The sequence below is a fragment of the Kitasatospora sp. P5_F3 genome (genome assembly GCF_054049135.1).
Window position 1 is genome coordinate 22385 of record NZ_JBFUMY010000014.1, and the last position, 19885, is coordinate 42269.

The 19885-nt window shown below is 70.6% G+C and carries 15 protein-coding genes and 2 pseudogenes; 7 read left to right on the top strand and 10 right to left on the bottom strand.

Annotated features, from left to right (window positions below; all coding sequences use genetic code 11):
- Positions 1-348 precede the first annotated feature (348 nt).
- From ACXJMZ_RS12225 to ACXJMZ_RS12235, 3 genes and pseudogenes are all read left to right on the top strand, one after another.
- The gene (locus ACXJMZ_RS12225) at positions 349-4299 is read left to right on the top strand and encodes a hypothetical protein (protein ID WP_457030031.1); all 3951 of its coding nucleotides are present in this window, start codon (positions 349-351) and stop codon (positions 4297-4299) included.
- Positions 4300-4491: 192 nt separating this feature from the next.
- A pseudogene (locus ACXJMZ_RS12230) lies at positions 4492-4722 on the top strand (transposase); the annotation flags it as partial.
- A 233-nt stretch (positions 4723-4955) separates the two neighbouring features.
- Positions 4956-5454, top strand: a pseudogene (locus tag ACXJMZ_RS12235) (transposase); the annotation flags it as partial.
- 220 nt (positions 5455-5674) lie between these two features.
- Here ACXJMZ_RS12235 and ACXJMZ_RS12240 read toward each other — a convergent pair.
- Positions 5675-6319: a dihydrofolate reductase family protein gene (locus tag ACXJMZ_RS12240; protein WP_457030032.1), complete on the bottom strand. Its 645-nt coding sequence runs from the start codon at positions 6317-6319 to the stop codon at positions 5675-5677.
- A gap of 945 nt (positions 6320-7264) precedes the next feature.
- Here ACXJMZ_RS12240 and ACXJMZ_RS12245 point away from each other — a divergent pair.
- From ACXJMZ_RS12245 to ACXJMZ_RS12255, 3 genes are all read left to right on the top strand, one after another.
- Positions 7265-9583, top strand: coding sequence for a glycoside hydrolase family 44 protein (locus ACXJMZ_RS12245; protein ID WP_457030033.1), 2319 nt, complete (start codon positions 7265-7267; stop codon positions 9581-9583).
- 469 nt (positions 9584-10052) lie between these two features.
- Entirely contained in the window at positions 10053-10475 is a 423-nt protein-coding gene (locus ACXJMZ_RS12250) for a hypothetical protein (RefSeq protein WP_457030034.1), read from the top strand.
- A gap of 150 nt (positions 10476-10625) precedes the next feature.
- The gene (locus tag ACXJMZ_RS12255) at positions 10626-11003 is read left to right on the top strand and encodes a hypothetical protein (RefSeq protein ID WP_457030035.1); all 378 of its coding nucleotides are present in this window, start codon (positions 10626-10628) and stop codon (positions 11001-11003) included.
- Positions 11004-11031: 28 nt separating this feature from the next.
- Here the strand turns inward: ACXJMZ_RS12255 and ACXJMZ_RS12260 are convergent, their stop codons facing one another.
- The 6 genes from ACXJMZ_RS12260 to ACXJMZ_RS12285 form a co-directional block, all read right to left on the bottom strand.
- Complete coding sequence (locus ACXJMZ_RS12260) at positions 11032-12285, bottom strand: MFS transporter (protein ID WP_457030036.1); 1254 nt, start codon at positions 12283-12285, stop codon at positions 11032-11034.
- Between the two features lie 138 nt (positions 12286-12423).
- A complete protein-coding gene (locus tag ACXJMZ_RS12265) occupies positions 12424-12771 on the bottom strand; it encodes a polymorphic toxin type 44 domain-containing protein (RefSeq protein ID WP_457030037.1) in 348 nt (115 codons plus the stop codon).
- A gap of 96 nt (positions 12772-12867) precedes the next feature.
- A complete protein-coding gene (locus ACXJMZ_RS12270) occupies positions 12868-13848 on the bottom strand; it encodes an NAD(P)-dependent alcohol dehydrogenase (RefSeq protein WP_457030038.1) in 981 nt (326 codons plus the stop codon).
- Positions 13845-14087 carry a helix-turn-helix transcriptional regulator gene (locus ACXJMZ_RS12275; RefSeq protein WP_457030039.1) on the bottom strand — a complete coding sequence of 81 codons (243 nt, stop codon included), beginning with the start codon at positions 14085-14087 and terminating at the stop codon, positions 13845-13847. Before ACXJMZ_RS12275 ends, ACXJMZ_RS12270 begins: the two co-directional genes overlap by 4 nt.
- Positions 14081-14509 carry a hypothetical protein gene (locus ACXJMZ_RS12280; protein ID WP_457030040.1) on the bottom strand — a complete coding sequence of 143 codons (429 nt, stop codon included), beginning with the start codon at positions 14507-14509 and terminating at the stop codon, positions 14081-14083. Before ACXJMZ_RS12280 ends, ACXJMZ_RS12275 begins: the two co-directional genes overlap by 7 nt.
- Positions 14479-15900 (bottom strand): DUF4190 domain-containing protein, encoded by a 1422-nt coding sequence (locus tag ACXJMZ_RS12285; RefSeq protein ID WP_457030041.1) that lies wholly within the window; start codon positions 15898-15900, stop codon positions 14479-14481. The genes ACXJMZ_RS12280 and ACXJMZ_RS12285 overlap by 31 nt, the downstream gene beginning before the upstream one ends.
- 133 nt (positions 15901-16033) lie before the next feature.
- Between ACXJMZ_RS12285 and ACXJMZ_RS12290 the strand changes: the two genes are divergently transcribed.
- The gene (locus tag ACXJMZ_RS12290) at positions 16034-16960 is read left to right on the top strand and encodes a DUF2797 domain-containing protein (protein WP_457030042.1); all 927 of its coding nucleotides are present in this window, start codon (positions 16034-16036) and stop codon (positions 16958-16960) included.
- A 9-nt stretch (positions 16961-16969) separates the two neighbouring features.
- Here ACXJMZ_RS12290 and ACXJMZ_RS12295 read toward each other — a convergent pair whose 3' ends face one another.
- The 3 genes from ACXJMZ_RS12295 to ACXJMZ_RS12305 are packed head-to-tail and all read right to left on the bottom strand — an operon-like array spanning position 16970 to position 19840.
- Positions 16970-17992: an ABC transporter substrate-binding protein gene (locus ACXJMZ_RS12295; RefSeq protein ID WP_457030043.1), complete on the bottom strand. Its 1023-nt coding sequence runs from the start codon at positions 17990-17992 to the stop codon at positions 16970-16972.
- Positions 17992-18762 (bottom strand): ABC transporter ATP-binding protein, encoded by a 771-nt coding sequence (locus tag ACXJMZ_RS12300; protein ID WP_457030044.1) that lies wholly within the window; start codon positions 18760-18762, stop codon positions 17992-17994. The genes ACXJMZ_RS12295 and ACXJMZ_RS12300 overlap by 1 nt, the downstream gene beginning before the upstream one ends.
- Before the next feature lie 25 nt (positions 18763-18787).
- Positions 18788-19840 carry a FecCD family ABC transporter permease gene (locus tag ACXJMZ_RS12305; RefSeq protein ID WP_457030129.1) on the bottom strand — a complete coding sequence of 351 codons (1053 nt, stop codon included), beginning with the start codon at positions 19838-19840 and terminating at the stop codon, positions 18788-18790.
- Positions 19841-19885: the final 45 nt, after the last annotated feature.

The following is a 19885-nucleotide window of genomic DNA, read 5'->3' on the forward strand; positions in this document are numbered from 1 at the left end:
TCCACCAGGGAGTCCGGAAGGGTACCAACTAGCCATTCAGGCAGCGCACTTGAAGCACGTCGAACCACCGGCTACCGCCTCGCCCCTCGGGCCTGTCTGACCACTCGCGCCGGACCCGGCGGGAATGGTCAGACAGGCCCTAAGCGGCCATACGGAAATCGCATCGCACTCCGGGGGCCTCGCATGGCACCCTCACGTTGGCCGGAGTGGGTGATCGTTCTGGGAGTGCGGCTCGCTAAACTTCGCCCGCCCGCGAACTTTTGTGATGGTCATGAAAGTCGGGTGTTCCAAAAATTGGGGGGAAGCATGAGGAATGTGCTGTCCGGTAGACGCGTGCGACACAGGCGGGTGAGATCCGGCGTCGCCGCTCCGGGCGTCCTGTTGCTCGCCGTGCTGGCCACGTTGATGGGCCAGGTCAACCCCGCCGCTGCGGCGGCACCGACCGCAGCGGTCGGAACGCCGCAGCCAGGTCCGAGTGCGGCCGCCCCGTCCGCGAGCGCGGCGTCACCCGTCGGCCCGACGGCCGCGCCCACGGCGGACCGGAAGGCCGAGGAGCAGGCCGCCGTTCGGCAGCTCCAGCAGGCCGACCCGAGCGGCGCCTGTCCGGCGGTCCTGACGCCGGGGGCGGTGGCCACCTGCACGATCGCTCCGTACCAGACCGCCTCTTTCTCGCTCCCGCTGACGCAGCCCAAGGACGTGGTTCTCGTCCAGGTCGTCTCGACGACCGGGGCGATCTACCCGAACCTGGTCACGCCGGGCGGTACCGCAGTGACCTGCGACCAGCCGATGGGTGCCGCTTGGGCGAGCGCACTGCTGCGCTGCGCCACCGGCCAGGCAGGAGACTTCACGCTCACGGTCAGGGATAACAGTGGTCAGCAGAACGGCGTCTCGGTCTCGTACCTGCCGCTGCTGTCTACCAGTGCCTGCAAGACGGTGAGCGCCGCCGACCTCGCACTCGGCGCGCCGACCCTGTTCCACGGAGACCTGCCGCTCGGCTCGGCGGGTGACTGTTACGCGCCGACCGAACTGGCCGCCGGTGACGTGCTGCGGACCCACGTGTCCACCTTCCAGATCATCCAGATGGTCTACGACGCCACGGGCAAGGAGATCTGCAACAGCAGGTTGGGCCAGCCCACCGAGCTCGACTGCAAGCTCACGGGCCAGGCGCCGTTCCGGGTGACGATGCAACAGATCTCGGGCGCGATCCAGGCGTACGACCTCACCCTGGCGCGGCTCTCCCGGCCGGACGGCTGTGCTGTGGTGGAGCCGCAGGCGTTCGGTGTCGCTCCGGACCTGAGCCCGGTAGCGCGCTGCCGCTCACTGCGGGTCTCCGAGCAGGCTCCCTACTCCTTCCAGCCGGTCACGACCGAGGGTTCCACCCTCTACGGTGGCCTGTACGGCCGCGACGGCACCCAGCTGTTCGGCAATTGCTGGCTGGGCACCGGCTGCGATCTGACACCCGGTGACTACACCTGGGCGGTCGAGGCCCGGAACGTCTCCGCCGGCCCGTTCGGGATGGTCTTCCACTCGGACAAGGAGACTCGGGGCTGCACTGCGGCCAACGACACCGGGCTGGTGTCCGGACCGGTCGCCGGCACTTTCGGCGGGCCGGGCCAGCAGCTCTGCCGCACCCTGCCGACTGCCACCGGGAAGGGTGTCTACCTGCTCAACCGGCCGCCCGCCGACGGCACCGGCGCCAAGGTCGTGGTCTACGACGCGGCCGGCGCCAAGCAGTGCGAGAACGGCGGATACTCCTCCGTCTGCAAGTTGACCGGCACCGCGCCGTTCCGCGCCGTTCTGGGCGGCACGCCGAACAAGGCGTACAAGCTGGTGATCCACCGGACCGGTGAGACGGCCGGCTGCGCCGCCTGGACGCGGAGCGGGTTCGACGGTACCTGGGGTGCCGAGGTCACGCTGACCGCGGAGGTGAAGCAGGCCTGCCTCGCCCTGCCGGCCAGTCAGCACAGCACCGCCGAGATGGCCGACTACACCAACACGCAGAACAAGCTCAACGCCTCGCTGCAGGTGGTCGACCCCAAGGGCGACGTGGCGTGTTCGACATCTTCCAGCTCGGCCTTCACCTGTGCCCTCACCGCCGGTGTGCCGTACACCGCGCTGCTCGTCAACTCGCAGTGGGGCGACAGCTACAAGCTGGTCCGGCGGGACATCTCGCCCACCGCGAACTGCCTCACCCCGAACGCGACCACGGTCGGTGGCCAGTCCACCCCGGTGGACCTGACCTCCGTGCTGGACGCTCGGTGCGTCCGGGTGAACGCCGCCGCCACGGACAAGCTCTGGCTGAGCGCGCGGGCGACCAGCGGCTCGGTGCAGGTGCAGGTCGCCGATGCGACCGGTAAGAACATCTGCCTGCAGTGGGGCCTCTCCTGCCAGGTCACGGGCTCGACCTCGTACACCGTGGTCGTGCTCGCCGCCGGGTACCACGGCACGAACATCCACGCCAACGTGGACACCTGGAGGGTCGGTACGGCGAGCGGCTGGGCGCCGGAGTGCACCTCCCACCCGATTTCGGTGGAGGGCTTCTCGCTGCGGAGCGGCGTGTTCACCGAGTCCTCGTCCGCCTACTGCGCGGTGCTCGACATGAAGCCGTCGCAGGCCTTCAAGGTCTCCGGCACCACCAGCGGTTCCTATGCCAAGCAGCCGGCCGTGACCATGTTCGGCCCGGCCAATTGGGACAGCTCCGATCTCAGCTACCAGTGCAACAGCAACTACGGCCAGTTCGGTGCCCGGTGCCTGGCCCTCAACGGCTCCGACGCCGGGCAGGCCGTGCTGATCATCAGCGCGGCGGGGGCGGCGACGCCGGTCGAGTACAGCGTGCAGGGGGAGTGTGAGTACACCGGGTGTGTCGGCCTGCCTCGTCCGCCCCTGGTGCTGGGCTCGATCAGCCCCGCCACCGGCGCAGCCGGTACGCAGACCCAGGCCGTCATCCGCGGCAGCGGACTCACCCTGGGCACCTCGGTGAAGCTGGTCCGCAACGACACCTGGAGCAGCACCCAGCCGCTCATGAAGCCGCTCTCGGTCAGCCCCGACGGGACCTCGCTCCACGTCCTGGTCGACACCAACGGTCTGGAGCCGGGCAGTTACGACGTGATGCTGGACGGTGCCGGGAGCGGGTCCGGCCTCGTCAAGGCGTACACGGTGACGCCTGCGCCGACGGCGGCGAAGGGCCGGTTCGTCCCGGTTCCCCCGTCGCGCATCCTGAACACCGTCTCGGGCGTCGGTGCGCCCGCCGGGCGGGTCGGCCAGGGCGGCGTGGTGTCACTGCGGGTCGCCGGTGTGGGCGGGATTCCGGCCACCGGTGTCACGGCGGTCGTGATGAACGTGACGGCCGTCAACCCCACGCGCAACAGCGCCATTTCGGTGTACCCGAGCGGTCAGGCGGTGCCCGACCTGCCGACCGTGAGCTTCGCGGCCGGGCAGAACGTTCCGAACCTGGTGACGGTCCCGCTGTCGAACGGGAAGGTGGACCTGCGCAACGCGTGGGGCGAGGTCGACCTCGGCGTCGACGTCGCCGGCTACTACACCGACAGTGGCACCGGCTCCTTCCTGCGCCCGGTCAACCCGACGCGCATCCTGAACACCGTTTCGGGCATCGGTGCGCCCGCCGGGCGGGTCGGCTGGGGCGGCGTCGTGTCGTTGCAGGTGACCGGGGCGGGCGGGGTCCCGGCCACCGGTGTGAAGGCGGTCGTGATGAGCGTGACGGCCGTCAACCCCTCCCGGACCGGCTATGTGACGGTGTATCCGAACGGTCAGTCGGTCCCCGACGCGTCGAACCTCAATTTCACCGCCGGGAAGAACGTGTCGAACCTGGTGACCGTTCCGGTGGGGGCGAACGGGAAGGTGAATCTGTACAACGCGTGGGGTGAGGTCGACTTCGGCGTCGACGTCGTCGGGTACTACACCGACTCGGGCGCCAGCTACTCGGCGGCCGGGCTCGTCCGGCTGCTCGACACCCGCTACGGCGAGGGCGCCCGCGCCGGGACTCTCGGCGCGGCCGGCGACGTGGTCAGCCTGAAGGTGGCCGGGGTCGAGGGCGTGCCCGAGACCGGGGTCACCTCGGTGCTGATGAACGTCACCGTCGTCTGGCCCACCAGCACCAGCTTCCTGACGGTCTTTCCGCACGGGACCGACCGTCCGGACGCCTCGAACATCAACTACCGGCCGGGAGAGGTGGTGTCCGCCCTGGTGATGGTTCCGGTGGTGGACGGCCGGGTTTCGTTCGCCAACCAGTGGGGCAGCACCGATGTGGTCGCCGACCTGATCGGCTACTTCGCAGCCTGATCCCCGCGTTCCGCCTGCCGCGCCGTCCGGTCACCCGGGCGGCGCGGCAGTGTCGGTTCTCGGGACGACCAGGGTCTGTTCTCGAAGTGGGGCTGAGGTGGCGTGGGGTGATGGAAGGCTCGTGGTGTGGGGCGTGGGAATCTGTCGGATGGGCAGTGGGCTGTGCTGGAGCCGTTGTAGCCAGTTGGCGGGGTGAGGCGTCCGGCCAGGTCGCGGCGTAGGTTGATCGACGGCATCCGGTGGCGGGTGCGAACGGGTGCTCCGTGGCGCGACATTCCGCTGGACTACGGCCCCTGGCAGACGAGCTACGGTCTGTTCCGCCGTTGGCAGCGGCAGGGGGTCTGGCATCGAGTGCTGACGGGCCTGCAGGCTCGGGCGGACGCGGCGGGTCTGATCGTCTGGGAGGTGAATGTCGACTCGACGAGTGGCTGTGAGCGGGCATTTTGATAGCGATCATCCGCTATGAGGCGTTTACTTCTGCCTGGTATACCCCGATATGTCGGGAAGGCGGCGTCCACCATCGCGGAGGCAGGCAAAGTCAAGGTCCGTCTCATCCGCTTATAGAACCCGAAGTCCGTCTGGCTTAGAAACGTCATAGAACCGCCCTGCCGGCAGCAGAGCTGGATCTTCGGCCCCGATCATGCTGACGCTGTGTCATGACCGAGCGCAAGCCCTACCCCAGCGACCTGTCCGACGCCCGGTGGACCCTGATCGAGCCGAAACTTACGGCCTGGAGGAAAGCCCGGCTCGACCGCAGGCYCACCGGACAGCCGGCCAAGGTCGAACTGCGCGACGTGTTCAACGCGATTCTCTACGTCATCCGCACGGGAATCCCGCGGAAGTACCTCCCGCACGACTTCCCGAACCACGGCACCGTCTACGCCTACTACGCTGCCTGGCGCGATGAAGGAATCTTCGCCCAGCTCAACTACGACCTGACCGGCCTGGCCCGCGTGAAGGAGGGGCGCAAGCCCGAGCCGACAGCATCCGTGATCGACACCCAGAGCGTGAAGACCTCCACCAACGTGCCCCTGACCAGCCAGGGAACCGACGCTACGCCATGGTCGAGCACGGAGCCGGCCTCGGAATCGACGTCGAGGTCGTTCACCGGAAGTCCGACGTCCCCGGATTCACGTGGTGAAAAGGCGGTGGGTACGAGTTGCACCTCGACCCCGGCCGGGCCCGCCGGCTCGCGGTCTGACGAAACCTCAGGCGGGCGTGCCGCCCGAACAGAGGTGTCAGCGGCCCGTTCCGGCGCCGACGGGCGAGGCTCCCGGGGCCCGTATCCTGGCTCCGGCCCGCCAGGTCCCGGACGAACCACCGTTCCCAACAACTCAGGGTGACCGCATGCCGTCATTACGGCATGGCGGCGGAGCTACGGCCGGGTGAAGGTCAGGTGGGTGGTGCCGCTGGGTGTCGTCACGGACTCGACCCGGAACCGCTGCTCCAGCCCTTCCAGCCCGTCCCACAGCCGCTCACCGCGGCCCAGGACGATCGGAACGACGGCGACGTGGAGGTGGTCGACCAGGTCCTCCACGAGGAACTGTCTGACCGTGGTGGGGCCCCCACCGATCCGCACATCGAGACCGCCCGCGGCCTCGCGTGCCTGCCGCAGCGCCTCCTGCGGCGAGGCGTCGACGAAGTGGAAGACCGTGCCGCCCTCCATCTCCAGGGACGGGCGCGGGTGGTGCGTCAGCACGAACACCGGGGTGTGGAACGGCGGGTTGTCCCCCCACCAGCCCTTCCACTCCTCGTCGGTCCACGGGCCGCGCTGCGGCCCGAACTTGTTGCGGCCCATGATCTCAGCCCCGATCCCGGGCCCCCAGGTCCCCGCGAGGGCGTCGTCAACACCGCTGTCGCCGCCGGCCTGACCCTGCATCCTCCGGAAGGCGCGGGTCTGGAAGAACCACTCGACAAGCCGAGTCCCGGCATGCCCGAACGGAGCCTCGAGTCCCTGTCCCTCCCCGGCGGCGAACCCGTCCAGCGACACGCTGAAGTTGTGCACTCGAACACGCGACATGACACTCACGTCCCTCACTCGGACTCCATGGTCAAACCGAGCCTAAACGCGTCCACTGACGTTAGGCCCAGCGCCACAACGCACCAGTCGGACAAGCCGAACGCCGCGCCGCGGCGGGCTGTCGGTACCCCGTCTCAACGAAGTTTGGCGAGAATCTACGCTGACACCGCCGAGGCGGTGGAGAAAGCCGCGCTGGCCGCGGACGACCTGGCAGCGGTCGAGCGCGAGCTCACCGACCTGGGCTACGTGGTGCTCCCCGAGCGGTTGCTCGCGCGTCCCTACGGCGGGACGAGCACGCTGGCTTCGTACTACGGGAAGACCGCCCTTGCCACTGGTGGATTCGCTACTTCGACTACCTCTGGCGACTCGCCTCGTGCCGAGCCTGCTCGCCGCGCCCTGCGGACCAGCCTCCGGCCACAGTCCACCCGGACCTCCCCGCTCCTGGCCCGCTGCACCCGGCCCAGTGCCCAGCAAGGGAGCCCGGCGGGCTTCGCGGTGATGACGACGACGGCGGTCTTGCAAGTCGCCTGGTACGTCACGCACGGTGGCGCCGCCGGGCGGCACCCCGCACCTGACGGCGCGTCGGCGCCCATGAGGGGCCGCCAGGCCCATGGGCCCCCGCAGGCTTCCGCTCCCCTTGCTGTGTGCGTACGTGTTGACACCCCGATCCAGGCGCCCCACACTCCCATTTGGGAGCGCTCCCACGTATCGACTGGCCCCACCTTGCGGCGAGTTGAGGAGTTGCGCCGTCGGCCGCGGCAATGCCACCGCCGGCTGCAGCGTCCTGCCTCGCCCGCCCGCCGGCCGGTGAGAGCCGGGTTCCCACAGCGCGGTCGTTTCCATCCCCCACCCAAGGCCGCGGCGCTGTCGGCGGTACGTGTCGATCGCACGCCACGGGCGTTGCGGGCCGTACCGCCCGCGCTGCCGGCTGCTGAGAAGGAGACCATGCGTACGACACACAAGGCGGCCGCCCTGGCGGCGGTCGCGGTCCTGCTGGCCGGTACCGGGGCGGCGCAGGCCGCCGACAGCGGGCGATCCGTGCAGGCGGCCGCTGCCACCGCGGGCCCGGCGATCACCGTGGACACCACCAGTGGGCGGCACGCCATCGACCCCCACATCTACGGCATGAACTTCCCCGACGAGGCATTGGCCAAGGACCTACGGCTGCCGATCAGCCGCTGGGGCGGCAACGCCACCAGCCGTTACAACTACAAGCTCGACGCCTACAACGCCGGCTCCGACTGGTACTTCGAGGACCTGCACTACAACAACGACACCGCGGCCCTGCCCGCCGGATCGCAGGCCGACAAGTTCGTCGAGCAGAACCGCAGGACCGGCACCGACACGCTGATGACCGTTCCGATGATCGGCTGGACGGCGGCCGCCCGGGACAGCGGCTGTGGGTTCAGTGTCGCCAAGTACGGTCCCCAGCAGGAGACCGACGCGCAGTGGCGGCCGGACTGCGGCAACGGCAGGAAGCCCGACGGCACCCTGATCACGGGTAACGCTCCGGCCGAGACCAGTACGCCGGCGGGCCCGGACTTCGTCAAGGGCTGGGTGCAGTACCTCGACAGCGCCTACGGCACCGCAGGCAGCGGCGGGGTGCGCTTCTACAACCTGGACAACGAGCCGGACCTGTGGTCCGGCACGCACCGCGACGTCCACCCGGCCGGGGCGGGCTTCGACGAACTGCGCGACAGCACCTACGCCATCGCCGCAGCCGTCAAGGACGCCGACCCGGCTGCGCAGACCCTCGGCCCGGTTGGCTGGGGCTTCAACTCGCTGATCTACTCCGGCCTGGACCAGCAGGTGTGCAGCCAGCAGGGGGGCAGCTGCTGGTCGAACCCGCCGGACACCGCCGCGCACGGCGGGGTGCAGTTCGCCCCGTGGTACCTGCAGAAGATGAAGGAGTACGAGCAGGCGCACGGGCGCCGGATCCTCGACTACTTCGACGAGCACATCTACCCCCAGCAGTCCGGCGTGTCCGGCAGTGCGGACGACGCGGCGACGCAGGCCCTGCGGCTGCGCTCCACCCGGCAGTTGTGGGATCCCTCCTACGTCGACGAGAGCTGGATCAACCAGCCGATCCAGTTCGTCCCCCGGCTGCGGTCGCTGGTCGACCAGAACTACCCGGGTACGAAGCTGGCCATCTCGGAGTACAACTGGGGCGCGCTGGACCACATCGACGGCGGTCTGGCCCAGGCCGACGTGCTGGGGATCTTCGGACGTCAGGGGCTGGACCTGGCCACACTGTGGTCACCGCCGAAGGCGACCGACCCCGGAGCGTACGCCTTCCGGATGTTCCTGAACTACGACGGCCAGGGCGGCACCTTCGGCGACACCTCGTTCAAGGCCGCGAGCGCCGACCAGGACAAGCTGTCGGTGTACGCGGCCGAGCGCAGCAGCGACCACGCCACCACGGTGATGGTGATCAACAAGACCACCGGCGACCTGACCGCACCCGTCTCCGTGACCGGCAGCACGGCGCTCCCGGCAGCGGCGCAGGTCTACCGCTACGGCCAGGCCGATCCCGCCGCGATCCAGCACCCGGCCGGTCAGCCGCTGAACGGCGGCTCCTTCACCGCGACCTTCCCGGCGTACTCCATCACCGAGTACGTCATTCCGGCCGGCTCGACCCAGGCCACCCCGCCGTCGGCGCCGGGCACTCCGACGGCCTCCGCGACCGGCTCCGACCGCGTGACGCTGACCTGGCCGGCCGCCACAGCCGGGGCCTCCCCCCTGGCGGACTACCGCGTGTACGGCGGCGACCCGGCCGGCACGGCGCCGCTGGCCACCGTCCCCGCGTCGGCGACCACCGCCACCGTCACCGGCCTGACCCCGGCCACCGCCTACACGTTCCGCGTGGTGGCCACCGACACCGGGGGCCGAAGCTCGCCTCCGTCGGCCGCCTTGCAGGTCACCACCGGACCGGCCACGACGAGCGGCTGCACGGTCGCCTACCAGGTCGGCAACGACTGGGGCGTCGGCTTCACCGCCGACGTGCAGATCACCAACCAGGCGGGACCGGTCAACGGCTGGAACCTCGGATTCACCTTCACCGGCAACCAGATGGTCACCCAGGGCTGGAACGGCACCTGGTCGCAGACCGGCGCCACGGTCACCGTCAAGGACGCCGGCTGGAACGCGTCCCTGCCCACCGGGAGTTCCACCACGATCGGCTTCAACGGCGCCTACTCCGGCGCCAACCCCGCACCCGGCACCTTCACCCTCAACGGCACCCCCTGCACCACTGCGGCTCACTGACCCACCCCGTCCACGCATGGCCGACCCCGAACCGCAGGGGTCGGCCATGCGCCACTTGACGATCACGATTGACTGCGCGCTCTAGTGAACGCAGAACTCGTTGCCCTCCGGGTCGCCGGACGGGCGGTCTTAGAGGGAGAGTCCGTGACCGGCGCCGACGATCCCAGGTGTCCGCCAGGAAGTCCGGAGGGTACCAACTAGCCATTCAGGCAGCGCACTTGAAGTACATCGAACCACCGGCTACCGCCTCGGACCGGGCTTGCCCTTTAACCTCCCAAGGCTCAGCGCAATCGGTCGGTGCAGGTGCCTCCTGTCGTGACCTGGCCCTGGCGGCGGGCGGACCGATCCGTGGGCATACGGGTGTGGCGGTACGAGAATGCTGTCGGCAGCAGTGGACGCGTGGTCCGGTTGGAAGGGGCGACGACAGCCCGCATCGCGGGCCCGGCTGTCGGACGGACCCTGGCCGCCGGTGGATCTCGAGGGGTTCGTCTCCTCTGCCAAGAGCGCGGCCCACTTCGACTCGGTGGAACTGGTGGAGGTCGTCCGGTCGCCCCGGACCGTCGATGTCCACCTGGGCGCTTCGACGGGGCAGCAGTTCGTCGTCTCTCTGGCGGAAGGGGGCACCGCGAGCAGGATCACCTGCGACGGGTATGTCTTCGACCGGGTTCCCTCGTGCCTCGCCCTGGAGTTCATGGCGGCTGTCGTCTCCGGGGAGGTGAAAGTGTCCTTCTCCCGGCCGAGCCGCGACGTGGTCCTGAGCGTTTCTCTCGCGGAGGAGGGCAGCTGGATGGCATCTCGTAGGTTCCGAGGCGATCTCGCCCAGTGGGAGTTGGATGTGATGGGCCGCGCTTGGCAACACACGCTTGAGCGGGCAGCAGCGCAGATGCGATAACGGCTGACGGTCCATCCGACCGAGGGGCACTGGCAGGACCTGGCGTACTGGGATCCGCTGCCCAACGCGCGCGAGCTCACGGATTCGATGGGCTGCGGGCGCTGGGAGGATCGCAGTTGGCTCAACGTTCCCGGTCCGTTCTACGCGTGCGTGACCGACAGCGGGCTGAACGGCCCCTACTACCTCCCGGAGCATGTGCTCTCCAGCGACGAGCACTACGAGTTCGTATACCGTCAGCCCGCCAATCCCCGGGAGTTGGCGGGCCTGGTGGAGATCGCCCATGACGAACCAGCAGGCGGTTACGCCTGGGACGGCGACCAGCAGTGGACTCCCGAGGCAGTGCGGTTGTGGTGGGCCGGGCGCGAGAGGGTCCGCGCGTGGATAGCCGACGACCAGAACGAGAAGGAGGCCCTACGCCGGTACGCCGCCTACCTGGACGACGGCCTGGAGTACTACCTGCGCGGCTACCTGTTCTGGCTGATCAATCGCCGCGAGCCCCGCCTCGGGGAGGAGCTCCCGACCCTCTGAGCTGTCCACTCGGCCGCCGGGCGCGGCACTAGGTGCCGGGCACCCGCCGGAGCTCGCGGATCGGGCGGCTCAGCAGCAGGGCCGCGACCACCAGCAGGGCGGCCACTCCCACGGCGGCGAGCACGGCGTTCGGGCCGAACGACGCGGCCGCCGGGCCGGCGAGTGCGCTGCCGATCGGGAGCATGCAGACCGAGCCCGCGACGTCGTACGCGTGGACACGGTTGAGCACCTCGCCGGGGACCTGGGTCTGCACGCTGGTCGCCCACATGACGCCCCAGAAGGTCACGCCAGTGCCGACCAGCACCTGCGCGACGGCGAGTGCCGGAACGTGCCAGCCGAGGACGATCCCGAAGGGGTAGAGCGGGAAGGCCAGCAACGCCACTGCGCCCGCCGCGAGCGGTCGCGGCGGCTTCAGCCGGATCGCCAGCAGCCCGCCGCACACCGTCCCGACGGCGAAGGCGCAACTGAGCAGCCCGAACAGGGTGGACCCGTACACCGGGACGAGTGTCCCGGCGGCCACGGGCAGCAGCGGCCCGGTCGAGAGCACGGTGTAGAACATCCAGACCACGATGGTGCCCCACAGCCACCTCCGGGAGCGGAACTCGTGCCAGCCGGTCACCAGGTTCCGCCAGAGGCTGTCGCCGGGCGGAGGGGCGGGCACCGGGTCGAGCCTCAGCGCGAACAGGCCGCAGGCGCTGATGCCGTACGTGACGGCGGCGATGACCATCACCCAGCCGGTCGCGGCGGCGCTGACCAGCAGGCCCGCCAGCGCCGGGCCGAGCAGTGCGGTGAGCGCCTCGGAGGTACGCAGCACGCCGTTGGCCCCCTGCACGTCGCGGGCCACCAGCGGGACGGTGCTGGCGGCGCCGGGCTGGAACATCGCGGCGGCGCTGCCTGCCACGGCCATCAGCGCGTACAACTGCCAGAGCCGGTCGACGCCTTGGAAGAACAGCACCGCCATCAGCGCGCGGGTGAGCAGGTTGGTGAGATCGGCGCCGATCATCATCCGGCGGGCGGTGAACCGGTCGGAGAGCACGCCGCCGAAGAGCACCAGACCGGCGAACGGTGCCGTCAGGAAGGCCAGCGCGAGGCCGACGCTGCCGAGCCCGTGCCCCGAGCCGATCAGCCCGGCGGCGACCGCGACCGGCAGCATGGTGTGGCCGAGCAGTCCGGCGCTGCGCGCGGTGAAGTAGTACCGGAAGTTGCGGGACCAGATCGCCGGCCCGGCGGTCGCGGCGGCGGGGCCGGAGAGTGGGGGCTGCTTCAGCCCGGATTGCGTCACGTGAAGCAGTTTTGGTGCCGACCTGCCGGGATTTCCAGTCGCCGCGAGTCACGACCCGGCAGTTGGCGGAAGTTGGCCACAGCTGACCGGGGGCGGACCGGATTTGCGAGCCGGCCAGGCCACCAGGCCGAAGCAGGTTCAGGCCGGTCGGACCTGGGTCAGGTTCTTGGCCTTCATCTCGGCCACCACCTCGCGGATCTTGGCGTCGAGCTGTTTCCTCGTCAGATCCTTGCCGTACTTCTTCCACAGGTCGATGCCGGCCTGCATGGTCAGCACGTCGCCCGGGTCGCTCTTGCCGACCAGGATCGGGATCGGGACGGTGGCGCCCTTGATCAGGGTGTCCGGGCCCATGCCGGCGGCGGTGCCGACGTAGCCGTAGTGGATGTTCGAGTAGATGTCGTAGAAGACCTTGTCCTTGGTGCCCGGCACCTGGAAGTAGAAGTCGTCCGCCTTGGCGTTGGTGGTGGCACTGGCGGCTCGCAGCACCGGCGGAAACAGGAAGAAGCGGGCCCACGGCCGACGCCTGATCCGGCAGGACTCCCCGGCTCCGCGTCAGTCGTAGGCGGTCGGGCGCTCGGCGACTCAGTCCTCCCGAACCTCGATCACCAGCTTGCCGCGGGCCTGACCTGCCATCAGATGTGCTATCGCGTCCGGGACTTCGGCCAACGGGTACGTCCGCTCGATCGCGGGGGTCACCGATCCCGCCTCGATCAGACCCCTGAGGATGTCGAGGTCGGCGTGGTGCTCCTTGGCCATCAGGCCGCACAGGCGCTGCCGGAGGAACGGGGAGAGCAGCAGGGCCCGCAGCTGCCGGTCGTTGCCGCCGATCCAGCGGCCGCCGTTCTCGCCGCCGACGATGACCAGGGTGCCGCGCGGGGTGAGGGTGCGGCGCAGCAGGGTCAGCGACCGGTTGCCGGCGATGTCGAGGACCAGGTCGTGACGGCGGCTGCCGTCGGTGAAGTCGGTGCGGGTGTAGTCGATCACCTCATCGGCGCCCAGCGAGCGGACCAGGTCCGCCTTGCCGGTGCTGCAGACGGCGGTGACGTGGGCGCCGAGGGCCTTGGCGATCTGCACGGCGAAGGTGCCGACCCCGCCCGCCGCGCCGATCACCAGCACGCTCTGACCGGGCTTCAGGCGCCCGGCGTCGCGCAGCGCCTGGAGAGCGGTGGCGCCGGAGATCGGGACGGCGGCGGACTGTGCGTGGCTGAGGTTCGCCGGGCGGTGGGCGAGCTTGTCCGCCTTGGCGCAGGCGTACTCGGCGAACGAGCCGGCCGCGATGCCGTACACCTCGTCGCCGGGACCGAACCGGGTGACGCCGGGGCCGACCGTCTCCACCGTGCCGGAGACGTCCAGGCCGCGGATCCGCTGCTTGGGGGCCCGCAGGCCGAAGCCCGCCGCGCGGATCAGGTAGGGCAGACCCGCCGTGAGGTGCCAGACCCCCGGGTCGACGCCGGCCGCGTGCACCCGGACGAGCACCTCGCCCTCACCGGGCACGGGCCGGTCGGTCTCCTCCACCCGCAGTACCTCGGGCGGACCGTAGACGTCGTGCAGGACAGCCTTCATGGGCGGATGTCTCCCTCGGTGGTGGCAGCTGGGTACTGGAACACGTCGTCGAGCGGGACGTGGAAGACCTGGGCGATCTGGAACGCCACCTCCAGCGAGGGCGAGTAGCGGCCCTGTTCGATGGCGATGACGGTCTGTCGGGTGACCCCGATCCGGCGGGCGAGTTCGGCCTGGGTCATCTCGCCGTGGGTGAACCGCAGGGTGCGGATCGCGTTGGTGACCCGGGTCGGCTTCACCACGGGTGGAACCCGAACCGGTAGGCGACGATCTTCGCGGTCGCGCCGAGCACCGCCGACAGGACGAAGGCCAGGTAGATCGCGTTGGCGATCCAGAACCGGTCCTGCCCGGTCATCGCCAGGATCAGCCCGGCGACGCCGCCGAGCACCACGAAGGACTGGCCGACGTACTCGCCGAAGCGGTGGATCTCCCGGTCCCGCTGGTCCCGGACGTTCTCCTCCTTGGGCGAGAACGTGGACACCACGATGTGCAGCACGATCGACGCCACGATCCCCCCGCCGACCGACCACAACAGCGCCGACACATAGGGCGCCTGAGTGAGCCTCAGGCCCTCGGGCCGGTCCAGGACGGCGGCCAGGTACGCGGCGTAGGCCGCGACCGTGAGCAGCAGCATCATCCAGGCGCGTTTCTCTTCGACGGCCATCCCGCTCCCTCAGGTAAAGAAAACCCGACATCCGGAGTGTCAAGCAACACCGACACCATGTCAAGAATTCTTGACGCTGGAGCCGTGGACGAACAGACAGCGCCGCCCCGGTCCCGTAAGGGGCCGCGGACGTAGTCCTCGAGTTCCAACAGCTCGTCCTCCAGCACGGTGGGGTCCGTCGCCTTTCGGATCTTCTCCGCGTGCGCGATGACCTGGTCCAACTCGGCCTGCAGCGGGCCCACCTTGGCGGCGGGTCCGTCGGTCCACCGACTGAGGCGGAGCTGGCTCTTCTCGGCCTCGGCGGCGCTGACCACCTGGCGGGCCCAGTCCTGGTAGGCGCCAGGGGCGGCGTCGGCGGGATCGTCCAGCGGCCACTGGTCGAGCACCTGGTCCAGCTCCGTGGAGGCGGTCAGGTAGGCGCGCTGCTCGCCCGTGACCGCGGCGGTGTCCTGATGGAGCGTCCGGCTCATGGTCTCCCCCGACTCGAAGAGGCACAGACCGAACCGCTTGCTGGTGCCCGCCTTCCAGGATGTGCGGTCCGGGTAGAGCGTGCTGACCTCCACCCCCCGGGGGATGGCGAGGTAGTCCGCCGCGTACTCGTACTGCCGCCTGACGCAGGCCTTCGCGGCAGCCTCCTCCAACACCTTCTCCCCCGGGTAGGCGGAGCCCTTCTCCTGGACGGCCGACAGCGGGACCGTGCCAAACACCTCGCCGTAGTGCGGCTCGGTGCAGGGCACCACGGTGAACCGACGGGAGAGCTGGCCCTGTCCGCCGGTCTTCTCCTTCAGGCAGTCGCCGGGCTGCAGGCTGAAGACATTGGTCTGGCTCGTGATGGAGTCCAGGTCGCCCTTCACCGCCAACACCCCCACCGCCCCGATCATCAGCACCGCCCAGAGGCAGGAGATCACGATGCCGGCGACGGCCAGCCCCTTGCCCTGCTGCGGACGGCGGCGGATCTGCCGGAGCGCACCGATGCCGAAGCCGAGGCCGAGCACCCAGAGGCAGCAGCCGAAGCCGAGGATGCCGAGCACCAGCGAGGTGATGGCCAGCCCGTTGGTCCCCTGCGCCGACGGCTGCGGACCGGTCCAGTACGGCTGCCCGTACGGCGCCGGGGCGCCCGCCCACTGACCGGGGTACGGCGTCCCTCCGGGCGGGCCCGGAGGGACGTACGGACCGGACTGCTGGGCGTACGGGTCGGCAGGCGGCGCGTACGGACCGGTCGGGGGCGCGTACGGATCGGCGGGCGTCGCGTACGGGTTGGCGTCCGCCGGAGGTGGCTCGTACGGGGTGCTCGCGGCGGGCGCCGGGGTGCTGTCGTTGCCGGACGGCGGGGACCAGTCCGCCGAGCTGCCGCTGCTCGAACTGCTGGACTGGTCGGACTCGGACGACACCGTGGGACTCCCCCGAAGCTGCACTGCCGTCGGGTCCGACGGCTGCGCGAATATAGCGGATCATCAGACCGCATTCCCAATGGGATTCGAACAACGGGACGACTGTCAGTGCCAGGCCCTACGCTCACGTCCTATGACGAGCAACCCAGCGGGCCCGGCGGCTGACGGCAGCGGCTGGACGGCCACCGGTCTGCGCTGGCGCGAGGGTGTGCCCCGGCTGACAGCCGCGAGCGGGGCCCGGCTGCTGGAGCGGGAGATCGCCGTCGGCACCCGGGTCGGCTGGACGGTGGTCGGCCCGCGCCGCTGCGTCGGGGTGCGGACGGCGCAGCGCCACCACCCGTGCCCGGTCGCGGCGGAGCTGGAGCCCGGGAGCAAGGCCGGCCAGTGCACCTCCTGCCAGGACGCCGACCAGGGGCTGGCCCTCGCCAGGGACCAGATCCTCGACGACGGGCGGACGTACCGGCTCTACCTCGCCTGGTTCGGGCCCGGATTGGCCAAGGTCGGGCTGACCGCCGAGCAGCGCGGCACCGCCCGGCTGGTCGAGCAGGCCGCCCTGGCCTGGACGTTCGTCGCCCGGGGCTCGCTGCCGAGCATCCGCCGGGCCGAGCTGACGGTGGCCCAGTCCGGGCTGGCCAGGGAGCGGTTCACCTCGAAGGCGAAGGTCGGCGGCTGGTGGCGGCTGCCCCCGCCGGACGAGCGGGCGGCGGCCGTCCGTGCGCTGCGCGGCCAGGTGCTAGGAGTGCTGGCGGGCCACGGGGTCGAGCTCTTCCCGGCCGACCCGGTGACCGATCAGGTGGCACTGTTCGGTCTCACCGACGGTCCGCCGGCCGCTTACCGCGAGATCACCGCACTCGGCCCCGGCGCCACGCTCGGCGGCACCCTGCGCGCGCCGATCGGGCGCCACCTGTTCGTGACGCCCGATCAGGTCGACGCTCCGCCGCTGCTGCTGGACACCCGGCTGCTGATCGGCTGGGCCCTGCGGCCCACCCAGCTGGCACCCTGCACCGGAATTACCGAGCAGCTCCGGGCCCGGCCGGTCGAGCAGGCCGCACTCTTCTGAAGAGCCGCGTCAGGGGGCGGGCACCGTCCGGAGATAGGCGGCGAGTCGGGTGATCGCCGACGGGTTGCGCGGGCTCTCCACCAGGTCGACGTAGTCCAGCACGAAGATCCGGTCGTTCCGGACCGCCGAGACGTTGGCCAGCGCCGGGTAGGACTTCAGGAACTGACGCTTGGCCTCCGCACCGGTCTCCCCGTAGTTGTTGATCACGATCACCTCGGGGTCCCTGGCCACCACGCTCTCCCACCCCACCGTGGTCCACGAGTCGTCCAGGTCACCCATCACGTTGCGGCCGCCCGCCTTGCTGATGACCTGCTCGGGAGCGGCGAACCGCCCGGAGGTGAACGGCTTGTCCTGGCCGCTGTCGTACAGGAAGACGCTCGGCCGCCGGGCCGGCGCACCGGCCTCGGCCCTGGCCACCTCCGCCTTGAACTCCGCGATCAACTGCTGGGCCTTCGGCTCCACGTCGAAGATCTTCCCGAGGTTGGCCAGGTCCGTGTAGAGCGCGTCCAGCGGCGGCATCACGCCGCGCGCCTTCTCCTTGCCGTTCCGGCAGGACTCGGTGAGCGTGTAGGCGCCGACACCCAGCTTGCCCAGGCCCTCGGGGGTCAGCCCGGCGGTGTCGTTCCAGCCGTAGTTCCAGCCTGCGAAGACCAGGTCGGCCTTGGCGTCCAGCACCAGCTCCTTGGTGATCTCCTTCTTGGACAGCCACTTGGTGCGGTCGTACTCCGCCGCCCACGGCACCTTCGCCAGGTCGCCCTTCTCGTCCGGCATCACGTAGCCCGCCATCCGGTCGGCCAGGCCGAGCGAGAGCATCAGCTCGGTGATGCCGATGTCGTTCGTCACCGCCCTGGCCGGCTTGTGGTGGTACGTCAGCGGGGTGCCGCAGTTGTCGACGGTGACGGGGTAGTGCGCCGAACCCGCGCTCTCCGCCGAGGGGGTGACCTCGGCGCCGCAGGCGGTCAGGCCCAGGGCGAGCACTGCGGTGGCGGCCAGGGTGCGGCGGGGGTGGGTGAGCAAGGTGTCCGTCCTCATCAGGGGTGGAGTCGGTCGAAGAGCAGTTGCACGGCGCCGGTCACCGGGTGCCGCACCGGGTGGGCCCGCACCCCGAACACCTCGGCGAGCAGTTCGGCGGACAGCACCTCCCCCGGCGGCCCCGACGCGACGATCCGGCCGCCGGCGATCACGTACAGCAGGTCGCAGTGGGCGGCCGCGAGGTTGAGGTCGTGCAGCGCCGTCAGCACGGTCAGGCCGCTGGCCCGGACCAGCGCGAGCACCTCCAACTGGTGTGCGATGTCCAGGTGGTTGGTGGGCTCGTCGAGCACCAGCACCTTCGGCTGCTGCACCAGCGCCCGGGCAATCAGCACGCGCTGCTTCTCGCCGCCCGAGAGGTCGAGGAAGCCCCGCCCGGCCAGGTGCCCGGCGCCGACCCGGGCCAGCGCCTCCGCGCAGCCCGCCGCGTCGTCCGGGCCCGGCCCGCCGAAGCCGCGCCGGTGCGGCAGCCGTCCCATCCCGACCACCTCGGCGACGGTGAAGTCGAACTCCGCCACCGTCTCCTGCGGCAGCGCGCCGACCCGGCGGGCACCCTCACGGGGCGTCAGGCCGTGCAGGTCGTCACCGTCCAGCCGGACGGTGCCGGCCGCCGGGCGCAGCGCCCGGTAGACGCAGCGCAGCAGCGTGGACTTCCCGCTGCCGTTCGGCCCGACCAGGCCGAGCACCTGGCCGCTCGCGGCCCGTACGGTGACCTCGTGCACCAGCCTGGTCCCGGCGATCTCGACCGAGACGTCCTCGATGTCGACGCGCATCAGTGTCCCCTCCCCTGACCGGCCATCAGCGGCCGCCGAAGCTGTAGCTGCGACGGCGCATCAGCAGCAGGAAGCACGGCACCCCGAGCACGGCGGTGATCACGCCGACCGGCAGTTCGGCGGGGGCGAGCAGCAGCCGGGAGACGATGTCCACCCAGACCAGCAGCACCGCGCCGAGCAGCGGAGCGACCGTCAGCACCCGCCGGTGGTCGGCGCCGACCAGCATCCGGGCCAGGTGCGGGACCATCAGGCCGACGAAGCCGATCGCGCCGCTGACCGCGACCACCGTGCCGGTGACGGCGGCGGTGACCACGAACAACGCCCGGCGCAGCCGGGAGGCGTCCACGCCCAGCGCGGCGGCAGTCTCGTCGCCCATCGCCAGGGCGTCCAACTGCCCGGCGGAGCACAGCAGACAGGCGGTGCCCGCCAGCACCGTCCCGGCCGCGATCGGGACCGAGGCCCAGGTCGCGCCGCCGAGGCTGCCGAGCAGCCACATCATCGCGGTCCTGGCCGCCTCGCCGCGTTCGGCGGAGAAGACCATCAGCGAGGTGACCGCGGAGAAGCCGTACGCCAGCGCGGTGCCGGTGAGCACCAGGCGCAGCGGGGTGAGGCCCTGGGCGGTCCTGGCCACCGCGTAGACCAGCACCATCGCGGCCAGCGCGGAGCCGAACGCGGAGGCGGAGAGCGCCCAGACGCCGAGCGAGGCGAACGCGCCCAGCAGCAGAACGGCGTTGGCACCGACGGCCGCACCGGAGGAGATGCCGAGCACGAACGGGTCGGCGAGCGCGTTGCGCACCATCGCCTGGACGGCCACGCCGGTCGCCGACAGTCCGGCACCGACCACGGCGGCCAGCACCGTCCTGGGCAGCCGGATCTCCCACACGATGGTGTAGCCGGCCAGCTGGTCGGCGCCGATCCGACCACCCGTCAGACCGGCCCGCAGGTACTCCAGTACCGTCCCCCAGCCGATCCCGGCGGAGCCCAGCGCGACGCCGCAGACCAGCGAGAACAACAGGGCGACGGCCAGTCCGGCAGCCAGCGCCGGAGTCCGGGCGGGCGGGTGGACGGCCTTCGCCATCGGTGCGGCTACAGCAGTGCTCACGGCGGCCTTCGCGTCGGGCCG

Bases quoted from the DNA above. Each gene is read 5' to 3' on its own strand.
- ACXJMZ_RS12240 (WP_457030032.1), bottom strand. From the start codon at position 6,319: ATGTCGCGTGTTCGAGTGCACAACTTCAGCGTGTCGCTGGACGGGTTC.
- ACXJMZ_RS12280 (WP_457030040.1), bottom strand. From the start codon at position 14,509: ATGGCCGTCGAAGAGAAACGCGCCTGGATGATGCTGCTGCTCACGGTC.
- ACXJMZ_RS12305 (WP_457030129.1), bottom strand. From the start codon at position 19,840: ATGGCGAAGGCCGTCCACCCGCCCGCCCGGACTCCGGCGCTGGCTGCC.
- ACXJMZ_RS12245 (WP_457030033.1), top strand. From the start codon at position 7,265: ATGCGTACGACACACAAGGCGGCCGCCCTGGCGGCGGTCGCGGTCCTG.
- ACXJMZ_RS12300 (WP_457030044.1), bottom strand. From the start codon at position 18,762: ATGCGCGTCGACATCGAGGACGTCTCGGTCGAGATCGCCGGGACCAGG.
- ACXJMZ_RS12295 (WP_457030043.1), bottom strand. From the start codon at position 17,992: ATGAGGACGGACACCTTGCTCACCCACCCCCGCCGCACCCTGGCCGCC.
- ACXJMZ_RS12270 (WP_457030038.1), bottom strand. From the start codon at position 13,848: ATGAAGGCTGTCCTGCACGACGTCTACGGTCCGCCCGAGGTACTGCGG.
- ACXJMZ_RS12290 (WP_457030042.1), top strand. From the start codon at position 16,034: ATGACGAGCAACCCAGCGGGCCCGGCGGCTGACGGCAGCGGCTGGACG.